Consider the following 21,919-nt stretch of genomic DNA (forward strand, 5'->3'; position numbering starts at 1 on the left):
TATCAGCCGGCCAGCGCGTCCAGCGTCCAGCCTTCCGGCGTGACGCGCAGTACCGAGCCCTGCTCGTACCAGTCGCCCAGCACGATGCGGGTGCAGTCGCGGCCGCCGGCCTGCAGTGGATGGATGGCCGGGCGATGGGTGTGGCCGTGGATCATCGTGTCCACGCCATAGCGGCCGAAGGTGGCATCGACTTCCGCGGGGGCAACGTCGGTGACGGTTTCGAACTGGGCGCGGTCGCCCTGCTTCATTTCCGACTGCCGCGCCTGGCTGGCGTCACGCGCCTTCTGTGCGAACGCGATGCGCGCGGCCAGCGGCTGCGACAGGAACTGCGCCTGGAACACGGGATCGCGGGTCTGCGCGCGGAACTGCTGGTAGGCGACATCGTCCGTGCACAGCAGGTCGCCGTGCTGCAGCAGCACCGGGCGGCCATACAGATCGATGACGCTCGGGTCGGGCAGGATCGTGAACCCCGCGCGCCGCGCGTAGTCCTCGCCGACCAGGAAATCGCGGTTGCCGCGGATGAAATACACCGGCACGCCGGCATCGGCCACGGCATGCAGCGCGATCGCCACCGCATCGGCGGCCGGGGAGGGCGTGTCATCGCCGATCCAGGCTTCGAACAGATCGCCCAGGATGTACAGGGCATCGGCCTGCATCGCTTCATCGCGCAGGAAGGCCAGGAACAGGTCGGTGATGGCTGGACGACTCGGGTCCAGGTGCAGATCGGAGATGAACAGCGTGGTCATGCCCACATTGTAAAACGGGATCACGGGACGAGGCATCGCTGCAGGGTGAAGAGCCCGCGTGATTCAAGGGCGCGCGGCGACAGCCGCTACAACGGCAGCCACTGGAGGCTGGCGGCGGCCAGCAGCGCGGCGATCCCGGTCGCGGCCAGCACATCGCTGGGATAGTGCAGGCCCAGCACCACCCGCGACAGCCCGATCAGCGCGGTGAACGGCACCAGCAGCGGTGCCAGCCACGGGTAGTAGGCGAGCGCCACGATCGTGAAGGACACCGCATGCAGGGTGTGCCCGGACGGGAAGCTGAACTCGTCCAGCGGCGCCACCCAGGCACGGATGCGCAGATCGGCGGCGAACGGACGCGGGCGTCGCGTCCAGCGCTTGAGCCCCTTGTACAGCAGCAGGGCCATCAGGCCGGTGGCGGCCATGTGCAGCGAGGCGCGCAGACCATCGAAGCCGTCCAGCAGCACCAGCCCGGCCATCAGTGCGTACCAGAACACGCCATCGCCCAGGCGGCTGATCACCGCAAAGGCATGCCGGACACGGCGGCGCCGGCAGTAGTGGTTGGCGCGTCGGCACCAGCGCGTTTCGTGCCCGCGCAGGGCATCAAGCGGCGTGGTCGGCATGCGGCCTCCGGGCCTGGGCCAGTTCGGCGAGCAGGGCATCGAACTCGGCCACCACCTGCTGTGGATGCAACCGCTTCATCGCGGTGGCGGCGTTGCGGCCGAGCCGGTGGCGCAGGGCGTCATCGCCGGCCAGCTGCACGGCGGCGGTCACGAATTCGGTGTCGTCGTTCACGGCGATGCCGTTGTCATCGGTGCGCAGGTACTCGCGGGCGGCGCCGTAGTCGAAGGCGACCGTGGCCACGCCGCTGGCCATCGCTTCCAGGGTGACGTTGCCGAAGGTCTCGCTGCGGCTGGGGAACAGGAACAGATCGCCGCTGGCGAAGTGGCGCGCCAGCGCATCGCCGCGCTGCACGCCGCAGAAGATGAAGTCCGGGTTGTCGTGGGCAAGCTTGGCCCGCGCCGGGCCATCGCCGACGAACACGAAGCGTGCCTTGGGCCGCACCTGCTGCAGCCGGCGGAACGCCTTGACTGCCAGCCCGAGATTCTTCTCCGGCGCGATGCGGCCGACGTAGATCGCGGCGAAGCCGTTGCCATCGATGCCCCATTCCTCGCGCAGGGCCGGGTCGCGGCGCTCGGGCTCGAACTGGCTGCTGTCCACCGCGCGTGCCAGCAGGCGGACCCGGTCGAAACCCTGTTCGCCGAGGAACTGCTGGAGTTCCTGGGTCGGCACCAGCGTCGCGTCGGCCTGGTTGTGGAAGCGCCGCATCCAGCGCAGCGCGGCGGCCTGCAGCCAGGCCACGCCGTAGTCGGGGAGGTATTCGTCGAAGCGGGTATGGAAGCCGGTGGCGACCGGAATTCCCAACCGGCGTGCGGTGCGCAGGGCCGACCAGCCCAGTGGGCCCTCGGTCGCGATGTAGATCGCATCCGGGCGCTGCTGCTGCCATTGGCGGGTCAGGCGGGACGGCGCGGGCAGGCCGAAGCGCAGGCCGGGATAGCGCGGCAGGTTGGCACCCGTGACCAGGACGGTGCCCTCGGCCGCGTCGACATCCGATGACTGCCGCGGGCGGACCAGATCGACCTGGTGGCCGGCGGCGCGCAACCCCAGTTCCAGGCCCTGCACGGTCAACGCAACGCCGTTGACTTCAGGGGGATAGGTTTCGGTGACGATGGCGTAGCGCATGGCGGGCCTCCGGTATGCCGTGCATGCTGGGGCCGGGCGATGTAGCCGACATGACCGCCGTATGACGCCGGCATGACGCCGCTCCCTGGCCGGCAGCCTCACGGCCCCGCAGGGCCGTGTCAGTCACGCGGTCACGCGGTCAGGCGGTCAGGCGACGAAGGGGCGGAACTGTACGCCGAGCCCCGCCATGCCCTCGGTTTCGCCGATCAGATCCGCGCGCAGCAGCGGACGCGCATCGATGTACGCCTGCGGCAGGATCAGCGACAGCCGAGCGTCATCCGCGGTCAGTTCCAGCGCGGGCATCGGCGTGTCTTCGTGCGCGCGGTTGAGCAGGACCGCCAGGCGCAGCAGCGCGGTCATGCGCCGTGCCGGCTGCAGCAGGCGCTCGGGCAGCGCGTCGAAGGCGGATTTGGAGATATTGCGGCGATGGCTGCGCACCAGTGCGGCGAGCAGCTGCTGTTCCTGCCGCGAGAACCCAGCGATGTCCGAGTTCTCCAGCACGTAGCTGCCGTGCACGTGATACCCGCTGTGCGCGATCATCAGGCCGAGCTCGTGCAGGCGCGCGGACCAACCGAGCATGCGCGCATCGTCCGGGTCCAGCTGCCAGCTTTCCTCGACCTGGGCGAGCAGGTTCATGGCCGTGCTTTCCACGCGGTCGGCCTGCACGGTGTCGATGCCGTAGCGCTGGGTCAGCGCGGCGACCGACTCGTCGCGCAGGTCGTTCTCGCTGGCGCGGCCGAGGATGTCGTACAGGATGCCTTCGCGCATGGCCGCCTTGCTGACCAGCAGCTTCTGCAGCCCCAGCGCCTGGAAGGCCGCTTCGAGCACAAGGATGCCGCCGGCGATGATCGGGCGGCGATCGGCGGACAGGCCGGGCAGGTCGATGTCCTCGATGCGCTTGGCCTTGAGCAGTTCATCGCGCAACTGCGGCAGGGCTTCGGCGGTGATCGCGCCCTTGCTCAGCTTCATGGTGGCGCAGATTTCACTGATCGCCTTGTGCGTGCCCGACGAGCCCAGCGCTTCGTGCCAGCCCAGGGCGCGGTATTTGTTGGCGAACTGCTGGAACTCCGCGCCGATTTCGGTCAGCGCATCCTTCCAGCGCTTCTTGCTCAGCTTGCCGCCGGGGAAGAAGCGCCGCGTGCTGGCGATGCAGCCGGCCTGCAGGCTTTCGCGCTCCAGGGTCTGCATGCCCTGGCCGATGATGAATTCGGTGGAGCCACCGCCGATGTCGATCACCAGCCGGCGCTGGTCCGGCTTGGGCGGCTGCGCATGGGCCACGCCCAGGTAGATCAGGCGTGCCTCTTCGCGGCCGCTGACCACTTCGATCGCATGTCCGAGCGCGGTTTCGGCCGGCATCAGGAAAGCCTGCGGCGAGCGCAGCTGGCGGACAGTGTTGGTGGCCAGGGCGCGGACCCGCACCGAGGGGATCGCGCGGATGCGCTGGCCGAACCGGGCCAGGCATTCCAGCGCGCGCTGGCGGGCCTCGGCGGACAGGCCGCCCTTGCCATCCAGGCCATCGGCCATGCGCACGGTCTCGCGCAGGCGGTCGACCACCCGCAACTGCCCGAGGGTGTATCGCGCGATGACCATGTGGAAACTGTTGGATCCCAGGTCGATGGCGGCGAGCAGGTCGCCATCCTGCAAAGCGGGCGGAGTCGTGGAGGTATGCGGCATTTGCGAATGTTAGCCGAAGGGTGGGTCGCGAAGTCACCGCGCGCCCTTCACATGGGCCGGCTGCGACGACCGGTCGCATCGAAGGGGCCGGCGGCTGCCCGCCAAACGGCAGAACCGGTAGGTGCCGACCGTTGGTCGGCACGCAAAAACGTACCGACCAGGGCAATCAACGCGAACCGACCAGGGCAATCAACGCGTACCGACCAACGGTCGGTACCTACAGGCCCTGCAGCAGGGCCATCTGCGCCGCGTGTGGCGGCTCGTCATGGCCCGGCGTGCACTTGATGTAGCTGCCGTCGGCCTGCAGTTCCCAGGCGTTGAGGTTGTCGTCCAGGTAGTTCTGCAGCACGTCGCGGTAGACCTTGCGCGCCAGCTCCGGGTCCAGGATCGGAAAACAGGTCTCGACCCGGCGCAGCAGGTTGCGCTCCAGCCAGTCCGCGCTGGCGCAGAACAGCTCCGAGGCGCCGTCGTTGCCGAACCAGTAGACCCGGCTGTGCTCCAGGAAGCGGCCGACGATCGAGCGCACCCGGATGGTGTCCGACACGCCGGGGACGCCCGGTCGCAGCGTGCACGCGCCGCGCACGATCAGGTCGATCTGCACGCCGGCCTGCGAGGCCGCATACAGGGCGCGGATCATCTGCGGTTCGTTGAGCGCGTTCATCTTGGCGATGATCCGCCCCGGACGGCCACTGGCGGCCAGGCGGGTTTCGCGTTCGATCCGCTGCAGCAGGCCCGGGTGCAGGGTGAAGGGCGACTGCAGCAGGCGCTTGAGCTTCATCCGCGGGGCCAGCCCGGAGAGCTGCTGGAACAGCAGGTGCACATCGTTGCCGATGTCTGGATCGGCGGTGATCAGGCTCAGGTCGGTGTAGGCCCGTGCGGTACCACTGTGATAGTTGCCGGTGCCCAGATGCACGTAACGGCGCAGCTTGCGGCCTTCGCGGCGCACGATCAGCAGCATCTTGGCGTGGGTCTTGAACCCGACCACGCCGTAGACGACCTGCACACCGGCTTCCTGCAGGCGGTCGGCCAGGCCGAGGTTGGCTTCCTCATCGAAGCGCGCGCGCAGCTCGACGACGACGGTGACGTCCTTGCCGTTGCGTGCGGCCTGGATCAGCGCATCGACGATCAGCGAATCCTTGCCGGTGCGGTACAGGGTCTGCTTGATCGCCAGCACGTTCGGGTCGACCGCGGCCTGCTTGATCACATCCAGCACGGCGGTGAACGCATCGAAGGGATGGTGCAGCAGCACGTCCCGGCGCGCGACGATCTCGAAGATGCCATCGCTGTCGCGCAGGACGCGCGGGCTCAGCGAGGGATACTTCAGTTCCGGCCGCTGGATCACGTCGTACAGCTGGATCACGCGGTTGAGGTTGACCGGGCCGTCGATGCGATAGACCGCATTCTCGGTCAGGCCGAAGTTCTGCAGCAGGGTGCGCACAATGTCGCGCGGGCAGTCCTGTGCGATCTCCAGCCGGACCGCCGGGCGGTAGCCGCGGTCGACCAGTTCGTCGCGCAGCGCCAGGGCCAGGTTTTCGACTTCTTCCTCGTCCACCACCAGCTCGGAATTGCGGGTCACGCGGAACTGGTACGCGCCCTGGACTTCCATGCCCGGGAACATTTCATCGACGAAGGTCGACAGCACCGAGGACAGGAACACGAAGGTCTGCGGGCCGCCGAGTTTTTCCGGCAGCTGGATGATGCGCGGCAGCGACCGCGGCGCCCGCACGATCGCCAGATGCCCGGCGCGCCCGAACGCGTCGGTGCCCTTGAGTACCACCACGATGTTCAGCGATTTGTTGAGGATCTTCGGGAACGGATGCGACGGATCCAGGCCAAGCGGTGACAGCACCGGCATGATCTCGTTGCGGAAGTACGCACGCAGCCAGCGCTTCTGGCGGTGGTTCCAGGAGTGCCGGCCGAGCACGTCGATGCCGGCCTCGTGCAGCGCCGGGCGCAGGGTCTCGTTCCAGCAGCGGTACTGCTGGTCGACCAGCTGCGCGGCGCGGTCGTGGATCGCGTTGAGGATCGCCTGCGGCGTCATGCCATCCGGTGCGGGCGGCAGGCCGAACTCCTGCGCATGGCGCACCGCGGCCGCGCGGATTTCGAAGAACTCATCCAGGTTGGTGCAGGAGATGCACATGAAGCGCAGGCGCTCCAGCAGCGGCACCTGCGGGTCCATTGCCTGGGCCAGCACGCGGAAATTGAAATCCAGCTGGGACAGTTCACGGTTGATGTACAGCGCGGGATCGCGCAGCGGATCGCCGTCCACAGGCACGGCGACGGGAACAGGAGTGCTCATGCGGAAAAGTCTTCAGAAGAAGGAAGGGAGACGGCCTCGGAGCGCGCACGCACCTGGTCGGCATCGAAATGGCAGGAGAACGTGCTGCCTTTACCCACCTCGCTCTGGATCTCCAGGCGGGCATGGTGCAGGCCGAGGATGTGCTTGACGATCGACAGCCCCAGCCCGGTGCCGCCGCTCTCGCGCGAGCGGCTGCTGGAGACGCGGTAGAAGCGTTCGGTCAGGCGCGGCAGATGGTTGGCCGGGATGCCGTAGCCGGTGTCGCGCACCGACAGCACCACGCCATCGCCTTCGCGCGCGAACTCGACTTCCACGCGGCCCCCGGCGGGCGTATAGCGCACCGCGTTGGTGACCAGGTTGGAGAACGCGCTGTGCAGTTCCTTGTTGGAGCCCTGCAGGTCCACGCCGGCGGTGTCGATGATGCTGATCTGGTGGCGGCCTTGGCTGTGCGCTTCGGCTTCGCGGCGCAGCGTGGCCAGCATCGGGGTCATCGCCACGGCTTCGGCTTCGGTGTGTTCCTGCGATTCGAGCCGCGACAGGGTGAGCAGGTCTTCGACCAGCTGCGCCATGCGCTGGGATTGCTTGCGCATCTCCTCCAGCATCGGGCCGGTGCCGGGGAAGTCCTCCGGATCCATCATGTCCAGGTAACCGTGCACCACGGTCAGCGGCGTGCGCAGTTCATGCGAGACGTTGGCGACGAAGTCGCGGCGCACCTGCTCCAGCCGCAGCAGCTTGCTGACGTCGCGCGCGATCAGCAACCAGTAGTCGGGCGAGTAGGGGATCAGGCGCAGGTTGAGGCGGATCGCCGGGTCGACCGGCGAGGGCACATCCAGGATCGGTTCGGCGTTGCGGCCACCGGCCAGCCAGTGCGCCAGCGGCATCGGCTGCAGGCGTTCGACCAGCGCTTCACCGAGATCGCCCGGATGGTGCAGGCCGAGCAGCGAGGTGGCCGATTCGTTGAACCACTGCACGCGCTGGCTGTTGCGGTCGACCACCACCACCGCGTCGGGCAGGGCTGCGGCGGCGGCGCGATAACTGCGCAGCATGTCCAGCAGGCGCCGCTTGCGCGTGCGCATTTCCCACTGGTTGCGGTAGAGCAGGCGGTCCAGTTCGTTCCACACACCGGTGCCGTCACCCATGTCCCAGCGATGGCGCGCGGTGAGCCCGCGCAGCACCCGGCGCAACCGCCAGTAATGCCAGGTCAGCGCACCGATCGAGGCCAGTGCGATGCACATCCAGACATGTCCGACCGCCAGGCCCAGCAAGCCGGCCGCGAGCAGCAGGGCGGCGAGGGTGGCCAGCGTTTTCAACCAGGCAGAACGGATGTGGCGGGGCATTGCGGTCTCGCAGAAAGTGCGGGCCTCGGAATCGATCCAAGGTTATAGCAGGAGTGGCCGGAACCGGGCATGCGCGCCCGGTTCCGGCCCGGCGAGACTCAGGTCGAGGTGGAGAACCGGTAGCCGGCGCCACGCACGGTCTGCACCATGTTCTCCGCGGCGAACGGCTCCAGCGTCTTGCGCAGGCGGCGGATGTGCACGTCGATGGTGCGCTCCTCCACGTACACGCTGCCGCCCCACACGTGGTCCAGCAGCTGGGCACGGGTGTAGACACGCTCGGGATGGGTCATGAAGAAGTGCAGCAGGCGGTATTCGGTCGGACCGATCGGGACCGGCTGGTCGCCGGCGAAGACGCGGTGAGCGGCGCCATCGATGCGGATCGTACCGACGGCCACGCTGCCGTCTTCGTCATCGTCGCGGGCACGGCGCATCACCGCACGGATGCGGGCCAGCAGTTCGCGCGCCGAGAACGGCTTGACCACGTAGTCGTCGACACCGGCCTCCAGGCCACCGACGCGGTCGTTCTCTTCGCCGCGCGCGGTCAGCATGATGATCGGCACCTCGCGGGTGAGGGCTTCTTTGCGCCAGCGCCGGGCCAAGTCCAGGCCGCTGGTGCCCGGGAGCATCCAGTCCAGCAGGATCAGGTCCGGGACGCGATCGGCGATGGCGGTCTGCGCCTCGCGGGCGTCGCCGGCATGGATCGGGTCGTAATCGCCCTTGCGCAGGGCAAAGGCGACCATTTCGCGGATCGCGGGTTCGTCATCGACGATCAGGATGCGTTTCTGCACATGCCCACCGTATTACTCATCAGATCGGGATTGAGCCCAGTAGACTACGGTTTCATGACAGGTTTGTGACGGGGTGCCGGGCGGCCCTCAGCGGCGGTCCAGCTCCGGGTCGTCGACGCCCTGGCGGCGCATCTCCAGCACGGTCGGGGTGATGCTCTCGATCCGGGCATCGACACGGGCGCGGCCGACATAATCCAGGTTCGGCTGCCGCTTCAGCGCCTGCAGCTGGATCAGGGCCTGTTCCGGGCGGCCGCTCAGGAAGGCGGCCTCGGCGTAGGCCTCGCTGGCCCGGGTGGTGTCGCCGGCCAGCTCGCTGGCGCGGGCGAACCGCTGCTGGAAGACCGGATCATTGCCGCTTTGCGACAGCATCGGGCGCAGCATCGCCTGCGCGCGCTGGCCGGCCTCGCGTCCGCCCTGTTCATTGAGGATGGCCGCATAGGTCAGCGCCACCGGCCGGCTGCCCGGGTGCTGGCGCATCAGGGTTTCGAACCGGGCGTTGGCCTGCGCCGGCTGGCCGCTGCGCGACTCCGCCTCACCCAGCGCCAGCGCCACCCAGACATTGTCCGGGTGGTCGCGCAGCAGCTCGCCCAGGTCGCGGCTGGCCTGGGCGGCCGCGCTGTTGCGCAGCCGGCCCAGGGCCAAGCCGTAGCGCTGGGGCTCGGTGAGCCCGTTTTTCTGCGCGCGCTGCAGGCTCTCGTACTCACGGATCACATCGCCAGGCGTGTCGGCACTGAGCACGCGCAGGCGCTCGCGCGCCCATTCGAACTGGCCGGTGCTGCCGCGGCTGAGGGAATTGACCGAAATCTGCATGGAGGCGGGCAGCAACGGGTTGCTCCGCCGCACCAGCGGGTCCGACAGCGCCGGATCGGCCGGGTTGACCCGCTCCTGGCGGACCCCGCCGGGCACTTCCGTGGTGAGCAGCACCGTGTCCTTCTTCATCTGCTCGGCGCGGGCCTTGGCCTCGCTGATGCGGGTGGTCGTGACCGGGTGCGTCTGCAGGAAGTCGGGGACGCTGTAACCGCCCTGGTTGCCGCGCATCGAGGCCGACATGCGCTCGAAGAAGCCGGCCATGGCATCCACGTCGTAGCCGCTGCGGGCCAGGGTGCGGATGCCCAGGCGGTCGGCCTCGGATTCGTTGGACCGGGTGTAGTTGATCTGGCGCTGCTGCATCAGCCCCATGCCGGAGGTGATCGCGGCCATGGTGGCGTCGCCGGAGGAATTGCCGCCGGCCTGCTGCGCGGCCACGATCGCGGCGAGCATGCCCAGCAGGATCGGGATCTGGTCGCGCTGGGCCCGCTCAACCCCGCGCAGCACGTGCTGCTGGGTGACGTGGGCGATTTCGTGGGACAGCACCGCAGCCACCTCGTCTTCGCGTTCGGCGGTCAGCACCAGGCCTGCGTTCACGCCGATATAGCCGCCCAGGGTCGCGAAGGCGTTGATCTGCCGGTCCTTGAGCATGAAGAAGGTGTAGGACTGGCGCGGCTGGGCGCTGTTGGAGCCCAGGCGGGCGCCCATGGTCTGCAGCCAGTCGTCGACCAGGGGGTCGTCGAGCAGATAGCCGTAGTTGCGCAGTTCGCGCAGCATCATCCCGCCGTACTCGGCCTGCCGGGCCGGGGTCAGCAGCTCGCCGGCCGAGGAGCCGATGTCCGGCAGCTTGTTTTCCTGCGCCCCGGCCAGCGGCACGGCCAAGGCCAGGGTCAACGCGGCAGAGAGCAGCAAGGGGCGCAAACGAAGCTCCTGGGGGGAAGGCGGGCGACAGCGTGACAGAGCGACGGCAACCTGCAGTTAAACCACAGTGTTGCGACGGTGACGTGGAAAATCCAGCGGACCGCTACCATATACAGACCAACGTTCCGCTGTGGAGTTTCCCGTGAGCCAAGATGCTGTTTCCACCCCCGGTGGCGCACCCGCCATCACCATCTACTCGACCGCGGTGTGCCCGTACTGCGTGGCCGCCAAGAACTTCCTGAAGAGCAAGGGCCGCGACTGGACCGAGGTCCGGATCGACCTGGACCCGGTCGAGCGCGAGAAGATGATGGCCAAGACCCGCCGTACCAGCGTCCCGCAGATCTTCGTCGGCGAGGTCCATGTGGGCGGCTACGACGACATGATGGCCCTGCACCGCGCCGGCAAGCTGGAGCCGCTGCTGGCCGGGCAGGACCCGGCATGAGCGCGGCCGACGACGGCAGCAAGGACCGCATCGCCGAATTCACCGAGTTCCGCCAGCGCATGAACCAGCGGATCCTGGGCGAACCCAACCAGGTCGTGCGCCGCTTCTTCGCGCTCGATACCCAGACCTACCAGGCCGGCGCGCTGGACGTGAAGACCAAGGAGCTGCTGGGCCTGGTCGCCTCGATGGTGCTGCGCTGCGATGACTGCATCAGCTACCACGTGGCCCAGTGCAAGGACGCCGGCGTGACCCGCGAGGAGTTCTTCGAGACCTTCTCCGTGGGCCTGGTGGTCGGCGGCTCGATCGTGATCCCGCACCTGCGCCGCGCCGTGGATTTCCTGGACCAGCTCGAAGGCGGCGCCGAAGCGCCGGCCGTTCACGAGCATTGATGTCGGGGCCGTGATGGCCCCACCCCGGTAGAAGCCGACCGTTGGTCGGCTGCTTCGGCGTCCTCAGCGATATCGGCACCCCAGCAGTGCGCCGTTCATGTTCGAGACCCCGTTCCCACCGACCAACGGTCGGTGGCTACGCATCGTTCATCCCCTCTGGCTGCCGGGCGCGCGGGCAATTCTGCCTTACCCGCCTTGGACCAATGGCCCATTTGGGGTCCATTGGGCGGGTAAGGCATAATTGCCGATGAAACTTCCCTTGCGCCCGCGCTTCGCGCACCTCACGGACGGCGCTCCCCCTCGGTTCGGAATACACATCAATGACGCAGAAAATCACGGTCATCCGCGGTGACGGCATCGGCCCGGAGATCATGGACGCTACCCTGTTCGTGCTCGGCAAGCTGGACACCGGCTTTGAATACGAAGACGCCGACGCGGGCCTGGTCGCGCTGGAAAAGCACGGCGATCTGATGCCGGCCTCCACCCTGGAGTCGATCGCACGCAACAAGATCGCGCTGAAGAGCCCGCTGACCACGCCGGTCGGTGGTGGCTTCACCTCGATCAACGTCAGCCTGCGTCGCCACTTCGACCTGTACGCCAACGTGCGTCCGGCCGTCTCGTTCCCGAACACCAAGTCGCGTTTCGGCGACGGCGTGGACCTGATCACCGTCCGTGAGAACACCGAAGGCGCGTATCTGGCCGAAGGCCAGGAAGTCTCGGCCGATGGCGAGACCGCCTTCTCCGGCACCCGCATCACCCGCAAGGGCTCCGAGCGCATCGTGCGCTACGCCTTCGAGCTGGCCCGCAGCACCGGCCGCAAGAAGGTCACCGCCGTGCACAAGGCCAACATCATCAAGTCGACCTCGGGCCTGTTCCTGGCTGTGGCCCGCGAAGTGGCGGCCAAGTACCCGGAGATCGAGTTCCAGGAAATGATCGTCGACAACTGCTGCATGCAGCTGGTGATGCGTCCGGAACAGTTCGACATCATCGTGACCACGAACCTGTTCGGCGACATCATCTCCGACCTGTGTGCCGGTCTGGTCGGCGGCCTGGGCCTGGCCCCGGGTGCCAACATCGGTGAGAACGCGGCGATCTTCGAAGCCGTGCACGGCACCGCACCGGACATCGCCGGCCAGGGCAAGGCCAATCCGTGCGCGCTGCTGCTGGCCGCCGCACAGATGCTGGACCATGTCGGCCAGGTCGAGAACGCCGAGCGCCTGCGCAAGGCCATCGTGGCCACGCTGGAAGCCAAGGATTCGCTGACCGGCGACCTGGGCGGCACCGGCAACACCATGGGCTTCGCCCAGGCCATCGCCAGCCGCCTGTAAGCGCGCGGGTCGGTTGTCCAGAAAGCGGGGCGCTTCGGCGTCCCGCTTTTTTGTTGCCTGTTGCCTGTGTCGCGACACGCGGCGGAGGCATGAAAAAGGCGCCTTGCGGCGCCTTCGTCATGTCCCTGCGGGTGCGTGGATCAGCGCTGCTGGATCTTGGACAGCAGGCGCAGGAATTCCACGTACAGCCACACCAGCGTAACCATCAGGCCGAACGCGCCGTACCACTCCATGAACTTCGGCGCGCGCGCCTCGGCACCGGTTTCGATGAAGTCGAAATCCAGCACCAGGTTCAAGGCCGCCACCACCACCACGAACAGGCTGAAGGCGATGCCCAGCCAGCCACCTTCGTGGATCATCGGCACGTTGATGTTGAAGAAGCTCAGCACGAACGAGGCCAGGTACAGCAGCGCGATGCCGCCGGTCGCGGCCACCACGCCCAGCTTGAAGTTCTCGGTGACCTTGATCAGGCCGCTGCGGTAGACCGCCAGCATCACGAACAGGGTGCCGAAGGTCAGCATCACCGCCTGCATCACGATGCCGGGGAACTTGGCATTGAACATCGCCGAGATCGCGCCGAGGAACAGGCCTTCCACCAGCGCGTACATCGGCGCGGTGACCGGCGACCATTCCTTCTTGAACACCGTCACCAGGGCCAGCACCAGGCCGCCGATCGCACCGACCAGCGTGTACAGCATGGCGCTGGAGGTGGGCAGGCCGTCCGCATCGACCGACTGGCTCCACGCGAAGGCGGCCGTCAGCACGGTGAGCAGCAACAGCAGGCCGGTCTTGTTGACGGTGCCGTTGATGGTCATCACCTGGTCGGGGCGGGCCACGACCGAGCCGCTGGCCAGGTCGAGGAAGGTCGACTCGGAAAGTGCGGGATTGCCGCTGCGCATTGCCAATCTCCTTGAAGGGGTAGGGGTTCGGCCATCCGGCCGCTGACCCGAGCATAGCCCAAGCCGCCATCGGCGATGACGGGATGTGAATTGATGTGTGAAAACCGTTGACAGATGCCACACCGATTCCCACAATAGGCGGCTCTTTCGGGGGGAACCCCGGAGGGAAACAAACCGCCGGGGTATAGCGCAGTCTGGTAGCGCGCCTGCTTTGGGAGCAGGATGTCGGGGGTTCGAATCCCTCTACCCCGACCAAGCCCGCTGCTCAAATCGGGATTGGAGTGCGACAATCCGGACCGAGCGCCCGTAGCTCAACTGGATAGAGCACCGGCCTTCTAAGCCGGCGGTTACAGGTTCGATTCCTGTCGGGCGCACCATCCGGTGCAAGCGGTAGGAGATAAAGGTTTTCAGTGGTGGCTGTAGCTCAGTTGGTTAGAGTTCCGGATTGTGATTCCGGTGGTCGGGGGTTCGAGTCCCCTCAGCCACCCCACTGATTCAAACTGGTTCACCGAAAGTGAATCAGGGTTGCAAAAGGCAGCACACACGCTACAATGTGCGCCTGAGTTTTCAGGGCTGTTAGCTCAGTTGGTAGAGCAGTTGACTCTTAATCAATAGGTCCAAGGTTCGAATCCTTGACAGCCCACCAAGACAGAAGCCATCGGGTCCGCCCGGTGGCTTTTTTCTTGTTCAAGACATCGTGTTGACCAGGCTGGTCGCTGTGCGTCTTCAGGCGCCATTCGCCCTCCGTTCAAACAAAACGCTTGCGTCGCGTGCAGGACATCCTGCATAATTCGCCTCCCGATTTTCGGGCTGTTAGCTCAGTTGGTAGAGCAGTTGACTCTTAATCAATAGGTCCAAGGTTCGAATCCTTGACAGCCCACCAAGACAGAAGCCGCCTGGTCCGCCAGGCGGCTTTTTTCTTGTCCGACAGGCGTTGACGCAGGCTGGAGAAGAGCCCCCTTGAGTCAAGGGGGCGCGGCAAAGCCGCGGGGATGTGGGGGCTGATAAGAGGGGCCCGCGATTTGCGCAGCAAATCGTGGGGCTGCAGCGCGAATGCGCAGCAGCTACCCCACCAAGACAGAAGCCGCCTGGTCAGCCAGGCGGCTTTTTCTTTTCAAGGCGCTTCTGCTTTCGGCCCGGGCCTGCAACAATGCGCGCCTGAGTGGAAAACTCGCGAAAGTGGCGGAATTGGTAGACGCCCTGGATTTAGGTTCCAGTGCCGCAAGGCGTGGGGGTTCGAGTCCCCCCTTTCGCACCAGTGCAGGGCGTTTTCGCCGGCACCATGACCATGGGCACGTCCCGGATCGGGGAGACGGCCACATGCTGGGCCCGTGGTGGCCCGGGACGTTCTCGGCCCGCGCTGGCGGCGCTGGCGTTTATCGGCGAAACTACAGGGCTGCGGCGGGCATGCGCGTCCACGACCCCGCGTCCAAAACCCGTTTCATCCATCACATCGTGCCGGGGCCCATGCCGCCGGTGGCAGGAGTCAACATGCAAGCTTCGATCGAATCCACTGGCAATCTGGAACGCCGCCTGACCTTCTCGCTGCCGGAAGACCGTCTGCAGACGCACATCAGCGGCCGTCTGGGCGAGATCGCCCGCACCACGCGCATCAAGGGCTTCCGCCCGGGCAAGGTGCCGGCCAAGGTGATCGAGCAGCGTTTCGGCCAGCAGGTCCGCAGCGAAGCCGTCGACGGCCTGCTGCGTGAAACCTTCGATGCCGCCCTGCGCGAGCACGAACTGCACATCGCCGGTACCCCGCGCATCGACAAGGGCGAGGGCGAGCTGTCCTTCGTGGCCACCGTCGAGCTGGTGCCGGACTTCGGCGACGTGGACGTCAGCAAGCTGACTGTGGTCCGCCACACCGCCGAAATCAACGACGCCGACATCGACCAGATGATCACCAACCTGCGCGAGCAGCGCCGCAGCTGGAGCCCGGTCACCCGTGGCGCCGAGGACGGCGATCTGGTCGCCCTGGAAACCTGGTCGCAGGCCGGCGATGAGCGCCTGCCGGCCGAAGGCACCGAAAAGGGCAGCGTGATCGTGGGCCAGGGCATGATGTTCGAGCAGATCGAGCAGGGCCTGGTCGGTCTGGCCGCCGGTGAAGAAAAGACCCTGGACGTCGAGTTCCCGGCCGATTGGCGCGTTCCCGCGCTGGCGGGCAAGCAGGTCAAGGTCACCGTCAAGGCGGTGGACGTGTCCGCGCCGGTGCTGCCGGACGTGGATGCCGAGTTCATCAAGAGCTTTGGCGTGAAGGGCGGCGACGTGGAGCAGTTCCGCAAGGACATCCGCGCCAACCTGGAGCGTGAGCTCAAGGGTGCCCTGATGAACCGCCTGCGCCGCGAAGTCGGTGAGCAGCTGATCGCCGCCTACGCCTCCGTGGAAATGCCGCCGCGCCTGGTCGAGAACGAAGCCCGCGCCATGCTGGCCCAGCAGATCGAGCAGATCCGCCGCAGCGGCCGCAACCCGGGCGACGTCCCGGCCGACGCCCATGAAGGCTTCAAGGACGCCGCCGCCAAGCGCGTGCTGGTCGGCCTGCTGGTCGGTGAAGTGGCCCGCAGGAACGACCTGCGCCTGGACCCGAAGCGCCTGAATGAAACCATGCGCCTGATCGCCTCGACCTACGAAGAGCCGGAGCAGGTCATTGAGATGTACCGCAATGACCCCCAGCTGATGACTGGGCTTCAGAATCGCGTGATGGAAGAGCAGGTGATCGATTGGATCGCCGAGCGCGCCCAGCACACCGAAGAGAAGCTGTCGTTCCAGGACGCGATCCGCCAGTAAGCGGCCCGCGTTTTACGCCCCGCGCCCCGGCGCGGGGTCGTTCCCCCCAAAATAGGTGCCTCACTAATGGACAACCGAACCACAGCCCTGAACATGGTTCCGATGGTGGTCGAACAGACCAGCCGCGGCGAGCGCGCCTATGACATCTATTCGCGCCTGTTGAAAGAGCGTCTGATCTTCCTCGTGGGCCCGATCGACGATCACATGGCCAACGTGGTGGTGGCGCAGCTGCTGTTCCTGGAAGCGGACAACCCGGAAAAGGACATCAGCATCTACATCAACTCGCCCGGTGGCGTGGTCACCGCCGGCATGGCGATCTACGACACCATGCAGTACATCAAGCCGGACGTGAGCACCATCTGCGTCGGCCAGGCGGCCTCGATGGGCGCCCTGCTGCTGGCATCGGGCGCGGCCGGCAAGCGCTATGCGCTGCCGAATTCGCGCGTGATGATCCACCAGCCGCTGGGCGGCTACCAGGGCCAGGCCTCGGACATCGACATCCATGCCCGGGAAATCCTGACCCTGCGTTCGCGCCTGAACGAAGTGCTGGCCAAGCACACCGGCCAGTCGCTGGAGACCATCGCCCGGGATACCGAGCGCGACAACTTCAAGAGCGCGGCCGATGCGGTGGCCTACGGCCTGGTCGACCAGGTCCTGGAGCGTCGTCCGGAAGAGTCGATCCAGCCGGCGTAAGGTTGTACCAGGCCGGGAAACCGGCTTGTTTCCACCGGGTCGGGCAGGACTGGCGTCCTCCTGACCCTGTGCTATTCTCGAATCGAACCCCCGTTCAGTCGGGTGGGGTAACTGGGTAAGCGAAGCATGAGCGAAGACCGCCAAGGTCGTTCCACGGACACCGGCAAGATCCTCTACTGCTCCTTCTGCGGAAAGAGCCAGCATGAGGTGCGCAAGCTGATTGCGGGTCCGAGCGTATTCATCTGCGATGAATGCGTCGAGCTGTGCAACGACATCATCCGTGAGGAGCTGGAGGAGAAGGCGCAGTCGGCCCGCAGTTCGCTGCCCAAGCCGCGCGAGATCCTCGAGGTCCTGGACCAGTACGTGATCGGGCAGAACCGCGCCAAGCGGACCCTGGCCGTGGCCGTATACAACCACTACAAGCGCATCGAGAGCCGTCAGAAGAACGACGAGGTCGAACTGGCGAAGTCGAACATCCTGCTGGTCGGTCCGACCGGTTCGGGCAAGACGCTGCTGGCCGAGACCCTGGCCCGCCTGCTCAACGTGCCGTTCACCATGGCCGACGCCACCACGCTGACCGAAGCCGGTTACGTGGGCGAGGACGTGGAGAACATCATCCAGAAGCTGCTGCAGAAGTGCGACTACGACGTCGAGAAGGCACAGCAGGGCATCGTCTACATCGATGAAATCGACAAGATCTCGCGCAAGAGCGAGAACCCGTCGATCACCCGCGACGTGTCCGGCGAAGGCGTCCAGCAGGCCCTGCTGAAGCTGATCGAAGGCACCGTGGCCAGCGTGCCGCCGCAGGGCGGTCGCAAGCACCCGCAGCAGGAATTCCTGCAGGTGGACACCAAGAACATCCTGTTCATCTGTGGCGGCGCGTTTGCCGGCCTGGACAAGGTGATCCAGCAGCGCTCCAACGATTCGGGCGGCATCGGGTTCGGTGCCAAGGTGAAGAGTTCCGAGCGCAAGCAGGAAGTGGGCAAGATCCTGGCGGAAGTCGAACCGGAAGATCTGATCAAGTTCGGCCTCATCCCGGAGTTCGTCGGCCGCCTGCCGGTCGTGGCGACCCTGGAAGAGCTGGACGAGGCCGCCCTGGTGCGGATCCTGACCGAGCCGAAGAACGCCATCACCAAGCAGTTCAAGAAGCTGTTCGAGATGGAGCACGTCGAGCTGGAGTTCCGTCCGGACGCCCTGGCCGCCATCGCCCGCAAGGCGCTCAAGCGCAAGACCGGTGCCCGTGGCCTGCGTACGATCGTCGAATCGGTCCTGCTGGACACCATGTATGACCTGCCCTCGGCAGAGAACGTCAGCAAGGTGGTGGTGGACGAATCGGTGATCGAACACAAGTCCGAACCGTACCTGATCTACCAGACGCCACCGGCGCCTGAACAGAAGGCGGCTGGTGCTGAATAATCAGTTCAAGTAATTGAATTGAAAGAAATTTTTCAGAACAGCTTGCATCTAGAAGCCGATGGCCCCATAACGAGGCCATCGGCTTTTTTTGTATCCGGGCGAGGCGCCCGGAGGCCATCCCCACTGTTCCACTGGAGCCCACATGGCCCGTTCCCCAACTGAGACTCTCGACCTGCCGGTACTGCCGCTGCGTGACGTGGTGGTGTTCCCGCACATGGTCATTCCGCTGTTCGTCGGCCGTGACAAGTCCATGCATGCGCTGGAGCAGGCGATGGAGGCCGACAAGCGCATCCTGCTGCTCGCGCAGAAGTCCGCCGAGACGGATGATCCGTCCGCCGCCGATCTGTACCAGGTCGGTACGCTCGCCCAGGTGCTGCAGCTGCTGAAGCTGCCCGATGGCACCATCAAGGTGCTGGTCGAAGGCCTGTCGCGCGTCAACGTCACCGAAGTGACCGAGCGCGATGGCTCGCTGCACGGCGTGGGCATGGAAATCGAATCGGACGAGTCGCGCGAGCCGCGCGAGATCGAGGCGATCGCCCGTTCGCTGATGTCGCTGTTCGAGCAGTACGTCAAAACCAACCGCAAGCTGCCGCCGGAGCTGCTGCAGACCCTGGCCGGCATCGACGAGCCCGCGCGCCTGGCCGACACCATCGCCGCGCACATCAGCGTGCGCCTGGCCGACAAGCAGCGCCTGCTGGAAACGCTGCAGATCGGCGACCGCCTGGAAATGCTGGTCGGCCTGGTCGATGGCGAGATCGACGTGCAGCAGATGGAAAAGCGCATCCGCGGCCGCGTGAAGTCGCAGATGGAAAAGAGCCAGCGCGAGTACTACCTCAACGAGCAGATGAAGGCCATCCAGAAAGAACTGGGTGACCTGGACGATGCGCCGGGTGAGATGGACGAGCTGGCCCGCAAGATCGCCGAGGCGGGCATGCCCAAGCCGGTGGAGACCAAGGCCAAGGCCGAGCTCAACAAGCTCAAGCAGATGTCGCCGATGTCCGCCGAAGCCGCCGTCGTGCGCAACTACCTGGATTGGCTGCTGGGCGTGCCGTGGAAGAAGCGCAGCAAGGTCCGCAAGGATCTCAAGGCCGCGCAGGACACGCTGGACGCCGATCATTTCGGCCTGGACAAGGTCAAGGACCGCATCCTGGAATACCTGGCGGTGCAGTCGCGCGTGAAGCAGATGAAGGGCCCGATCCTGTGCCTGGTCGGCCCGCCCGGCGTGGGCAAGACCTCGCTCGGCCAGTCCATCGCCAAGGCGACCAACCGCAAGTTCGTGCGCATGAGCCTGGGTGGCGTGCGCGACGAGGCCGAGATCCGCGGCCATCGTCGTACCTACGTCGGCTCGATGCCGGGCCGCATCGTGCAGAACCTCAACAAGGTCGGCAGCAAGAACCCGCTGTTCGTGCTGGATGAGATCGACAAGATGTCGATGGATTTCCGTGGCGATCCGTCCTCGGCGCTGCTGGAAGTGCTCGACCCCGAGCAGAACAACGCGTTCAACGATCACTACCTGGAAGTGGACCTGGACCTGTCCGAAGTGATGTTCGTGGCGACCTCCAACTCGCTCAACATCCCCGGCCCACTGCTGGACCGCATGGAAGTGATCCGCATCCCCGGTTACACCGAGGATGAGAAGCTCAACATCGCCATGCGTTACCTGGTGCCCAAGCAGATCAAGGCCAACGGCCTGAAGCCGGAAGAACTGGAGATCGAGGCGGACGCCATCCAGGACATCGTGCGCTATTACACGCGCGAGTCCGGCGTGCGCAACCTCGAGCGCGAAGTCGCCAAGATCTGCCGCAAGGTGGTCAAGGAGATCGCGCTCGCCGGTCCGGTCGCGCCGGCCAAGGCTGCGAAGCCGGCCAAGGCCGGCAAGAAGGCCAGCGCGAAGAAGAAGGCGCTGGTGGTGGTCAACGGCAAGAACCTGGACAAGTACCTGGGCGTGCGCCGTGTCGATTTCGGCCGTGCGGAAGAACAGAACGAAGTGGGCCTGGTCACGGGCCTGGCCTGGACCGAAGTCGGCGGCGACCTGCTGCAGATCGAATCCACGCTGGTGCCGGGCAAGGGCCAGCTGATCCTGACCGGCCAGCTCGGCAACGTGATGAAGGAGTCCGCCTCGGCGGCCCTGTCGGTGGTGCGTTCGCGTGCCGAGCGGCTGGGCATCGACAACGAGTTCCTGCAGAAGCACGACGTGCACGTCCACGTGCCCGATGGCGCCACCCCGAAGGACGGTCCCAGCGCGGGTATCGCCATGGTGACCTCGCTGGTGTCCACGTTGACCAAGGTGCCGATCCGGGCTGAAGTCGCGATGACCGGCGAGATCACCCTGCGGGGCCGCGTCACGGCCATCGGCGGCCTGAAGGAGAAGCTGCTGGCGGCGCTGCGTGGCGGGATCACCACGGTCATCATCCCCGAGGAGAACCGCAAGGATCTGGCCGATATCCCCGCCAATGTCACCCGTGATCTGAAGATCGTGCCGGTGAAGTGGATCGAGGAAGTGCTCGACCTGGCGCTGGAGACGCCGCTGACCGCGCCGAAGCCCAAGAAAGATGGGCAACGCGTCACGGTACGTGGCAAGTCCAAGACAGCTTCCACCACGCGCGTCAAGCATTGACGCGCGCTGTCCAACTGCCCGAAACCCGCGTCGTTATTGGCTTTTCAGCTTGCGCGGGTAGGGGGGCACTGGTATAAAAGCACCACTCGCGAGTCAGCGTAAATCTGAATTCGGCGAACAGAGAACTTCACTGGCATCCGGCGGCGTATCGTCGTCGGGTGTCTCAATGTTGAATCCGCGGAATCCCCGCCAAAGGAGCTGTAGAGAATGAACAAGACCGAATTGATCGACGCCGTTGCTGAAGCCGCCGACCTGACCAAGGCCGAGTCCAGCCGCGCCGTTGATGCCGTCATCGCTTCCGTCACCAAGGCCCTGAAGGGCGGTGATGCGGTGACGCTGGTGGGCTTCGGCACGTTCCAGGTCCGCGACCGCGCTGCCCGTACCGGCCGCAACCCGAAGACCGGCGACACCATCAAGATCGCTGCGTCGAAGAATCCGTCGTTCAAGGCTGGCAAAGCCCTGAAGGATGCCGTAAACTAAGCGGCTTGCTGGGGTGCTTAGCTCAGCGGTAGAGCGTCTCCTTTACACGGAGAGGGTCGGGGGTTCGAAACCCTCAGCACCCACCAGGCACTGCCAGTAAAAAGTTTTGAAATGTGGAGCGGTAGTTCAGCTGGTTAGAATGCTGGCCTGTCACGCCGGAGGTCGCGGGTTCAAGTCCCGTCCGCTCCGCCAGTTTCAATAGGGCCCCTGAGCGATCGGGGGCCTTGTTTTCTCCAGCGACGCAGGTCGCGGCGGAAACAAAAGCGGTTTAGTGCGGAGCGGTAGTTCAGCTGGTTAGAATGCTGGCCTGTCACGCCGGAGGTCGCGGGTTCAAGTCCCGTCCGCTCCGCCAGTTTTACAAAAACCTCGAAAAAAGCAGTATTTCGGGGTGGGCAATCTGAATATCTTCGGATAGAATGAGCGCCTGCAAAGTTTCAAGTGCGGAGCGGTAGTTCAGCTGGTTAGAATGCTGGCCTGTCACGCCGGAGGTCGCGGGTTCAAGTCCCGTCCGCTCCGCCAATCTTTGAAGAGCCCTTGGTGAAAACCAAGGGCTTTTTTT

At 65.9% G+C, this 21,919-nt stretch carries 17 protein-coding genes and 10 tRNA genes; 18 read left to right on the top strand and 9 right to left on the bottom strand.

The genetic code is table 11. The features are described from left to right. Positions 1-2 precede the first annotated feature (2 nt). The 8 genes from lpxH to HH110_RS16815 all read right to left on the bottom strand — a co-directional run bounded on the left by lpxH (position 3) and on the right by HH110_RS16815 (position 10,312). Positions 3-746 carry a UDP-2,3-diacylglucosamine diphosphatase gene (lpxH, locus tag HH110_RS16780; protein WP_176990724.1) on the bottom strand — a complete coding sequence of 248 codons (744 nt, stop codon included), beginning with the start codon at positions 744-746 and terminating at the stop codon, positions 3-5. Between the two features lie 86 nt (positions 747-832). Further along, the gene (locus tag HH110_RS16785) at positions 833-1,366 is read right to left on the bottom strand and encodes a phosphatase PAP2 family protein (protein WP_176990725.1); all 534 of its coding nucleotides are present in this window, start codon (positions 1,364-1,366) and stop codon (positions 833-835) included. After that, positions 1,347-2,486, bottom strand: a complete 1,140-nt coding sequence (locus tag HH110_RS16790; RefSeq protein WP_176990726.1) for a glycosyltransferase family 1 protein — start codon at positions 2,484-2,486, stop codon at positions 1,347-1,349. Before HH110_RS16790 ends, HH110_RS16785 begins: the two co-directional genes overlap by 20 nt. A 147-nt stretch (positions 2,487-2,633) precedes the next feature. Continuing rightward, the gene (ppx, locus tag HH110_RS16795; RefSeq protein ID WP_176990727.1) at positions 2,634-4,160 is read right to left on the bottom strand and encodes an exopolyphosphatase; all 1,527 of its coding nucleotides are present in this window, start codon (positions 4,158-4,160) and stop codon (positions 2,634-2,636) included. A 217-nt stretch (positions 4,161-4,377) separates the two neighbouring features. Continuing rightward, the gene (gene ppk1, locus HH110_RS16800; protein ID WP_176990728.1) at positions 4,378-6,459 is read right to left on the bottom strand and encodes a polyphosphate kinase 1; all 2,082 of its coding nucleotides are present in this window, start codon (positions 6,457-6,459) and stop codon (positions 4,378-4,380) included. Next, positions 6,456-7,796: a phosphate regulon sensor histidine kinase PhoR gene (gene phoR, locus HH110_RS16805; protein ID WP_176990729.1), complete on the bottom strand. Its 1,341-nt coding sequence runs from the start codon at positions 7,794-7,796 to the stop codon at positions 6,456-6,458. The genes ppk1 and phoR overlap by 4 nt, the downstream gene beginning before the upstream one ends. Positions 7,797-7,894: 98 nt before the next feature. Next, complete coding sequence (phoB, locus tag HH110_RS16810) at positions 7,895-8,584, bottom strand: phosphate regulon transcriptional regulator PhoB (RefSeq protein ID WP_123728486.1); 690 nt, start codon at positions 8,582-8,584, stop codon at positions 7,895-7,897. Between the two features lie 87 nt (positions 8,585-8,671). Then, on the bottom strand, positions 8,672-10,312 hold the full coding sequence (locus HH110_RS16815) for a M48 family metalloprotease (protein WP_176990730.1): 1,641 nt from the start codon (positions 10,310-10,312) through the stop codon (positions 8,672-8,674). A 142-nt stretch (positions 10,313-10,454) separates the two neighbouring features. Here HH110_RS16815 and grxC point away from each other — a divergent pair, with 142 nt between their 5' ends. The 3 genes from grxC (at position 10,455) to HH110_RS16830 (ending at position 12,471) form a co-directional block, all read left to right on the top strand. Continuing rightward, positions 10,455-10,754, top strand: a complete 300-nt coding sequence (grxC, locus tag HH110_RS16820; RefSeq protein WP_019185813.1) for a glutaredoxin 3 — start codon at positions 10,455-10,457, stop codon at positions 10,752-10,754. Further along, the gene (locus HH110_RS16825) at positions 10,751-11,143 is read left to right on the top strand and encodes a carboxymuconolactone decarboxylase family protein (RefSeq protein WP_019185812.1); all 393 of its coding nucleotides are present in this window, start codon (positions 10,751-10,753) and stop codon (positions 11,141-11,143) included. The genes grxC and HH110_RS16825 overlap by 4 nt, the downstream gene beginning before the upstream one ends. Before the next feature lie 320 nt (positions 11,144-11,463). Continuing rightward, the gene (locus tag HH110_RS16830; protein WP_176990731.1) at positions 11,464-12,471 is read left to right on the top strand and encodes an isocitrate dehydrogenase; all 1,008 of its coding nucleotides are present in this window, start codon (positions 11,464-11,466) and stop codon (positions 12,469-12,471) included. A gap of 140 nt (positions 12,472-12,611) precedes the next feature. On the opposite strand, the gene HH110_RS16835 is transcribed toward HH110_RS16830, so the two are convergent. Further along, positions 12,612-13,370 carry a Bax inhibitor-1/YccA family protein gene (locus tag HH110_RS16835; protein WP_176990732.1) on the bottom strand — a complete coding sequence of 253 codons (759 nt, stop codon included), beginning with the start codon at positions 13,368-13,370 and terminating at the stop codon, positions 12,612-12,614. A 178-nt stretch (positions 13,371-13,548) separates the two neighbouring features. Here HH110_RS16835 and HH110_RS16840 point away from each other — a divergent pair. From HH110_RS16840 to HH110_RS16910, 15 genes are all read left to right on the top strand, one after another. After that, positions 13,549-13,625, top strand: a tRNA-Pro gene (locus HH110_RS16840). Between the two features lie 45 nt (positions 13,626-13,670). After that, positions 13,671-13,747: transfer RNA gene (locus tag HH110_RS16845), tRNA-Arg, on the top strand. Positions 13,748-13,783: 36 nt separating this feature from the next. After that, positions 13,784-13,860 (top strand) — tRNA-His (locus HH110_RS16850). Positions 13,861-13,940: 80 nt separating this feature from the next. Further along, positions 13,941-14,016, top strand: a tRNA-Lys gene (locus HH110_RS16855). Between the two features lie 161 nt (positions 14,017-14,177). Further along, positions 14,178-14,253, top strand: a tRNA-Lys gene (locus HH110_RS16860). Between the two features lie 290 nt (positions 14,254-14,543). Beyond that, positions 14,544-14,628, top strand: a tRNA-Leu gene (locus tag HH110_RS16865). Between the two features lie 233 nt (positions 14,629-14,861). Beyond that, the gene (tig, locus tag HH110_RS16870; RefSeq protein WP_176990733.1) at positions 14,862-16,154 is read left to right on the top strand and encodes a trigger factor; all 1,293 of its coding nucleotides are present in this window, start codon (positions 14,862-14,864) and stop codon (positions 16,152-16,154) included. A gap of 66 nt (positions 16,155-16,220) precedes the next feature. Then, complete coding sequence (gene clpP / locus HH110_RS16875; protein WP_176990734.1) at positions 16,221-16,847, top strand: ATP-dependent Clp endopeptidase proteolytic subunit ClpP; 627 nt, start codon at positions 16,221-16,223, stop codon at positions 16,845-16,847. Between the two features lie 126 nt (positions 16,848-16,973). After that, the gene (clpX, locus tag HH110_RS16880) at positions 16,974-18,263 is read left to right on the top strand and encodes an ATP-dependent Clp protease ATP-binding subunit ClpX (RefSeq protein ID WP_019185803.1); all 1,290 of its coding nucleotides are present in this window, start codon (positions 16,974-16,976) and stop codon (positions 18,261-18,263) included. Positions 18,264-18,405: 142 nt separating this feature from the next. Next, positions 18,406-20,880 (top strand): endopeptidase La, encoded by a 2,475-nt coding sequence (gene lon, locus HH110_RS16885; protein ID WP_176990735.1) that lies wholly within the window; start codon positions 18,406-18,408, stop codon positions 20,878-20,880. A gap of 207 nt (positions 20,881-21,087) precedes the next feature. After that, complete coding sequence (locus tag HH110_RS16890) at positions 21,088-21,360, top strand: HU family DNA-binding protein (RefSeq protein WP_019185801.1); 273 nt, start codon at positions 21,088-21,090, stop codon at positions 21,358-21,360. Positions 21,361-21,371: 11 nt separating this feature from the next. Then, positions 21,372-21,446: transfer RNA gene (locus tag HH110_RS16895), tRNA-Val, on the top strand. A gap of 29 nt (positions 21,447-21,475) precedes the next feature. Further along, a tRNA-Asp gene (locus HH110_RS16900) sits at positions 21,476-21,552 on the top strand. A gap of 83 nt (positions 21,553-21,635) precedes the next feature. Next, positions 21,636-21,712, top strand: a tRNA-Asp gene (locus HH110_RS16905). A 90-nt stretch (positions 21,713-21,802) separates the two neighbouring features. Beyond that, positions 21,803-21,879 (top strand) — tRNA-Asp (locus HH110_RS16910). The last annotated feature ends 40 nt before the right edge of the window (positions 21,880-21,919 follow it).

The sequence above is a fragment of the Stenotrophomonas sp. SAM-B genome (assembly GCF_013387485.1).
GTDB classification, from domain to species: Bacteria; Pseudomonadota; Gammaproteobacteria; order Xanthomonadales; family Xanthomonadaceae; genus Stenotrophomonas; species Stenotrophomonas maltophilia_AA.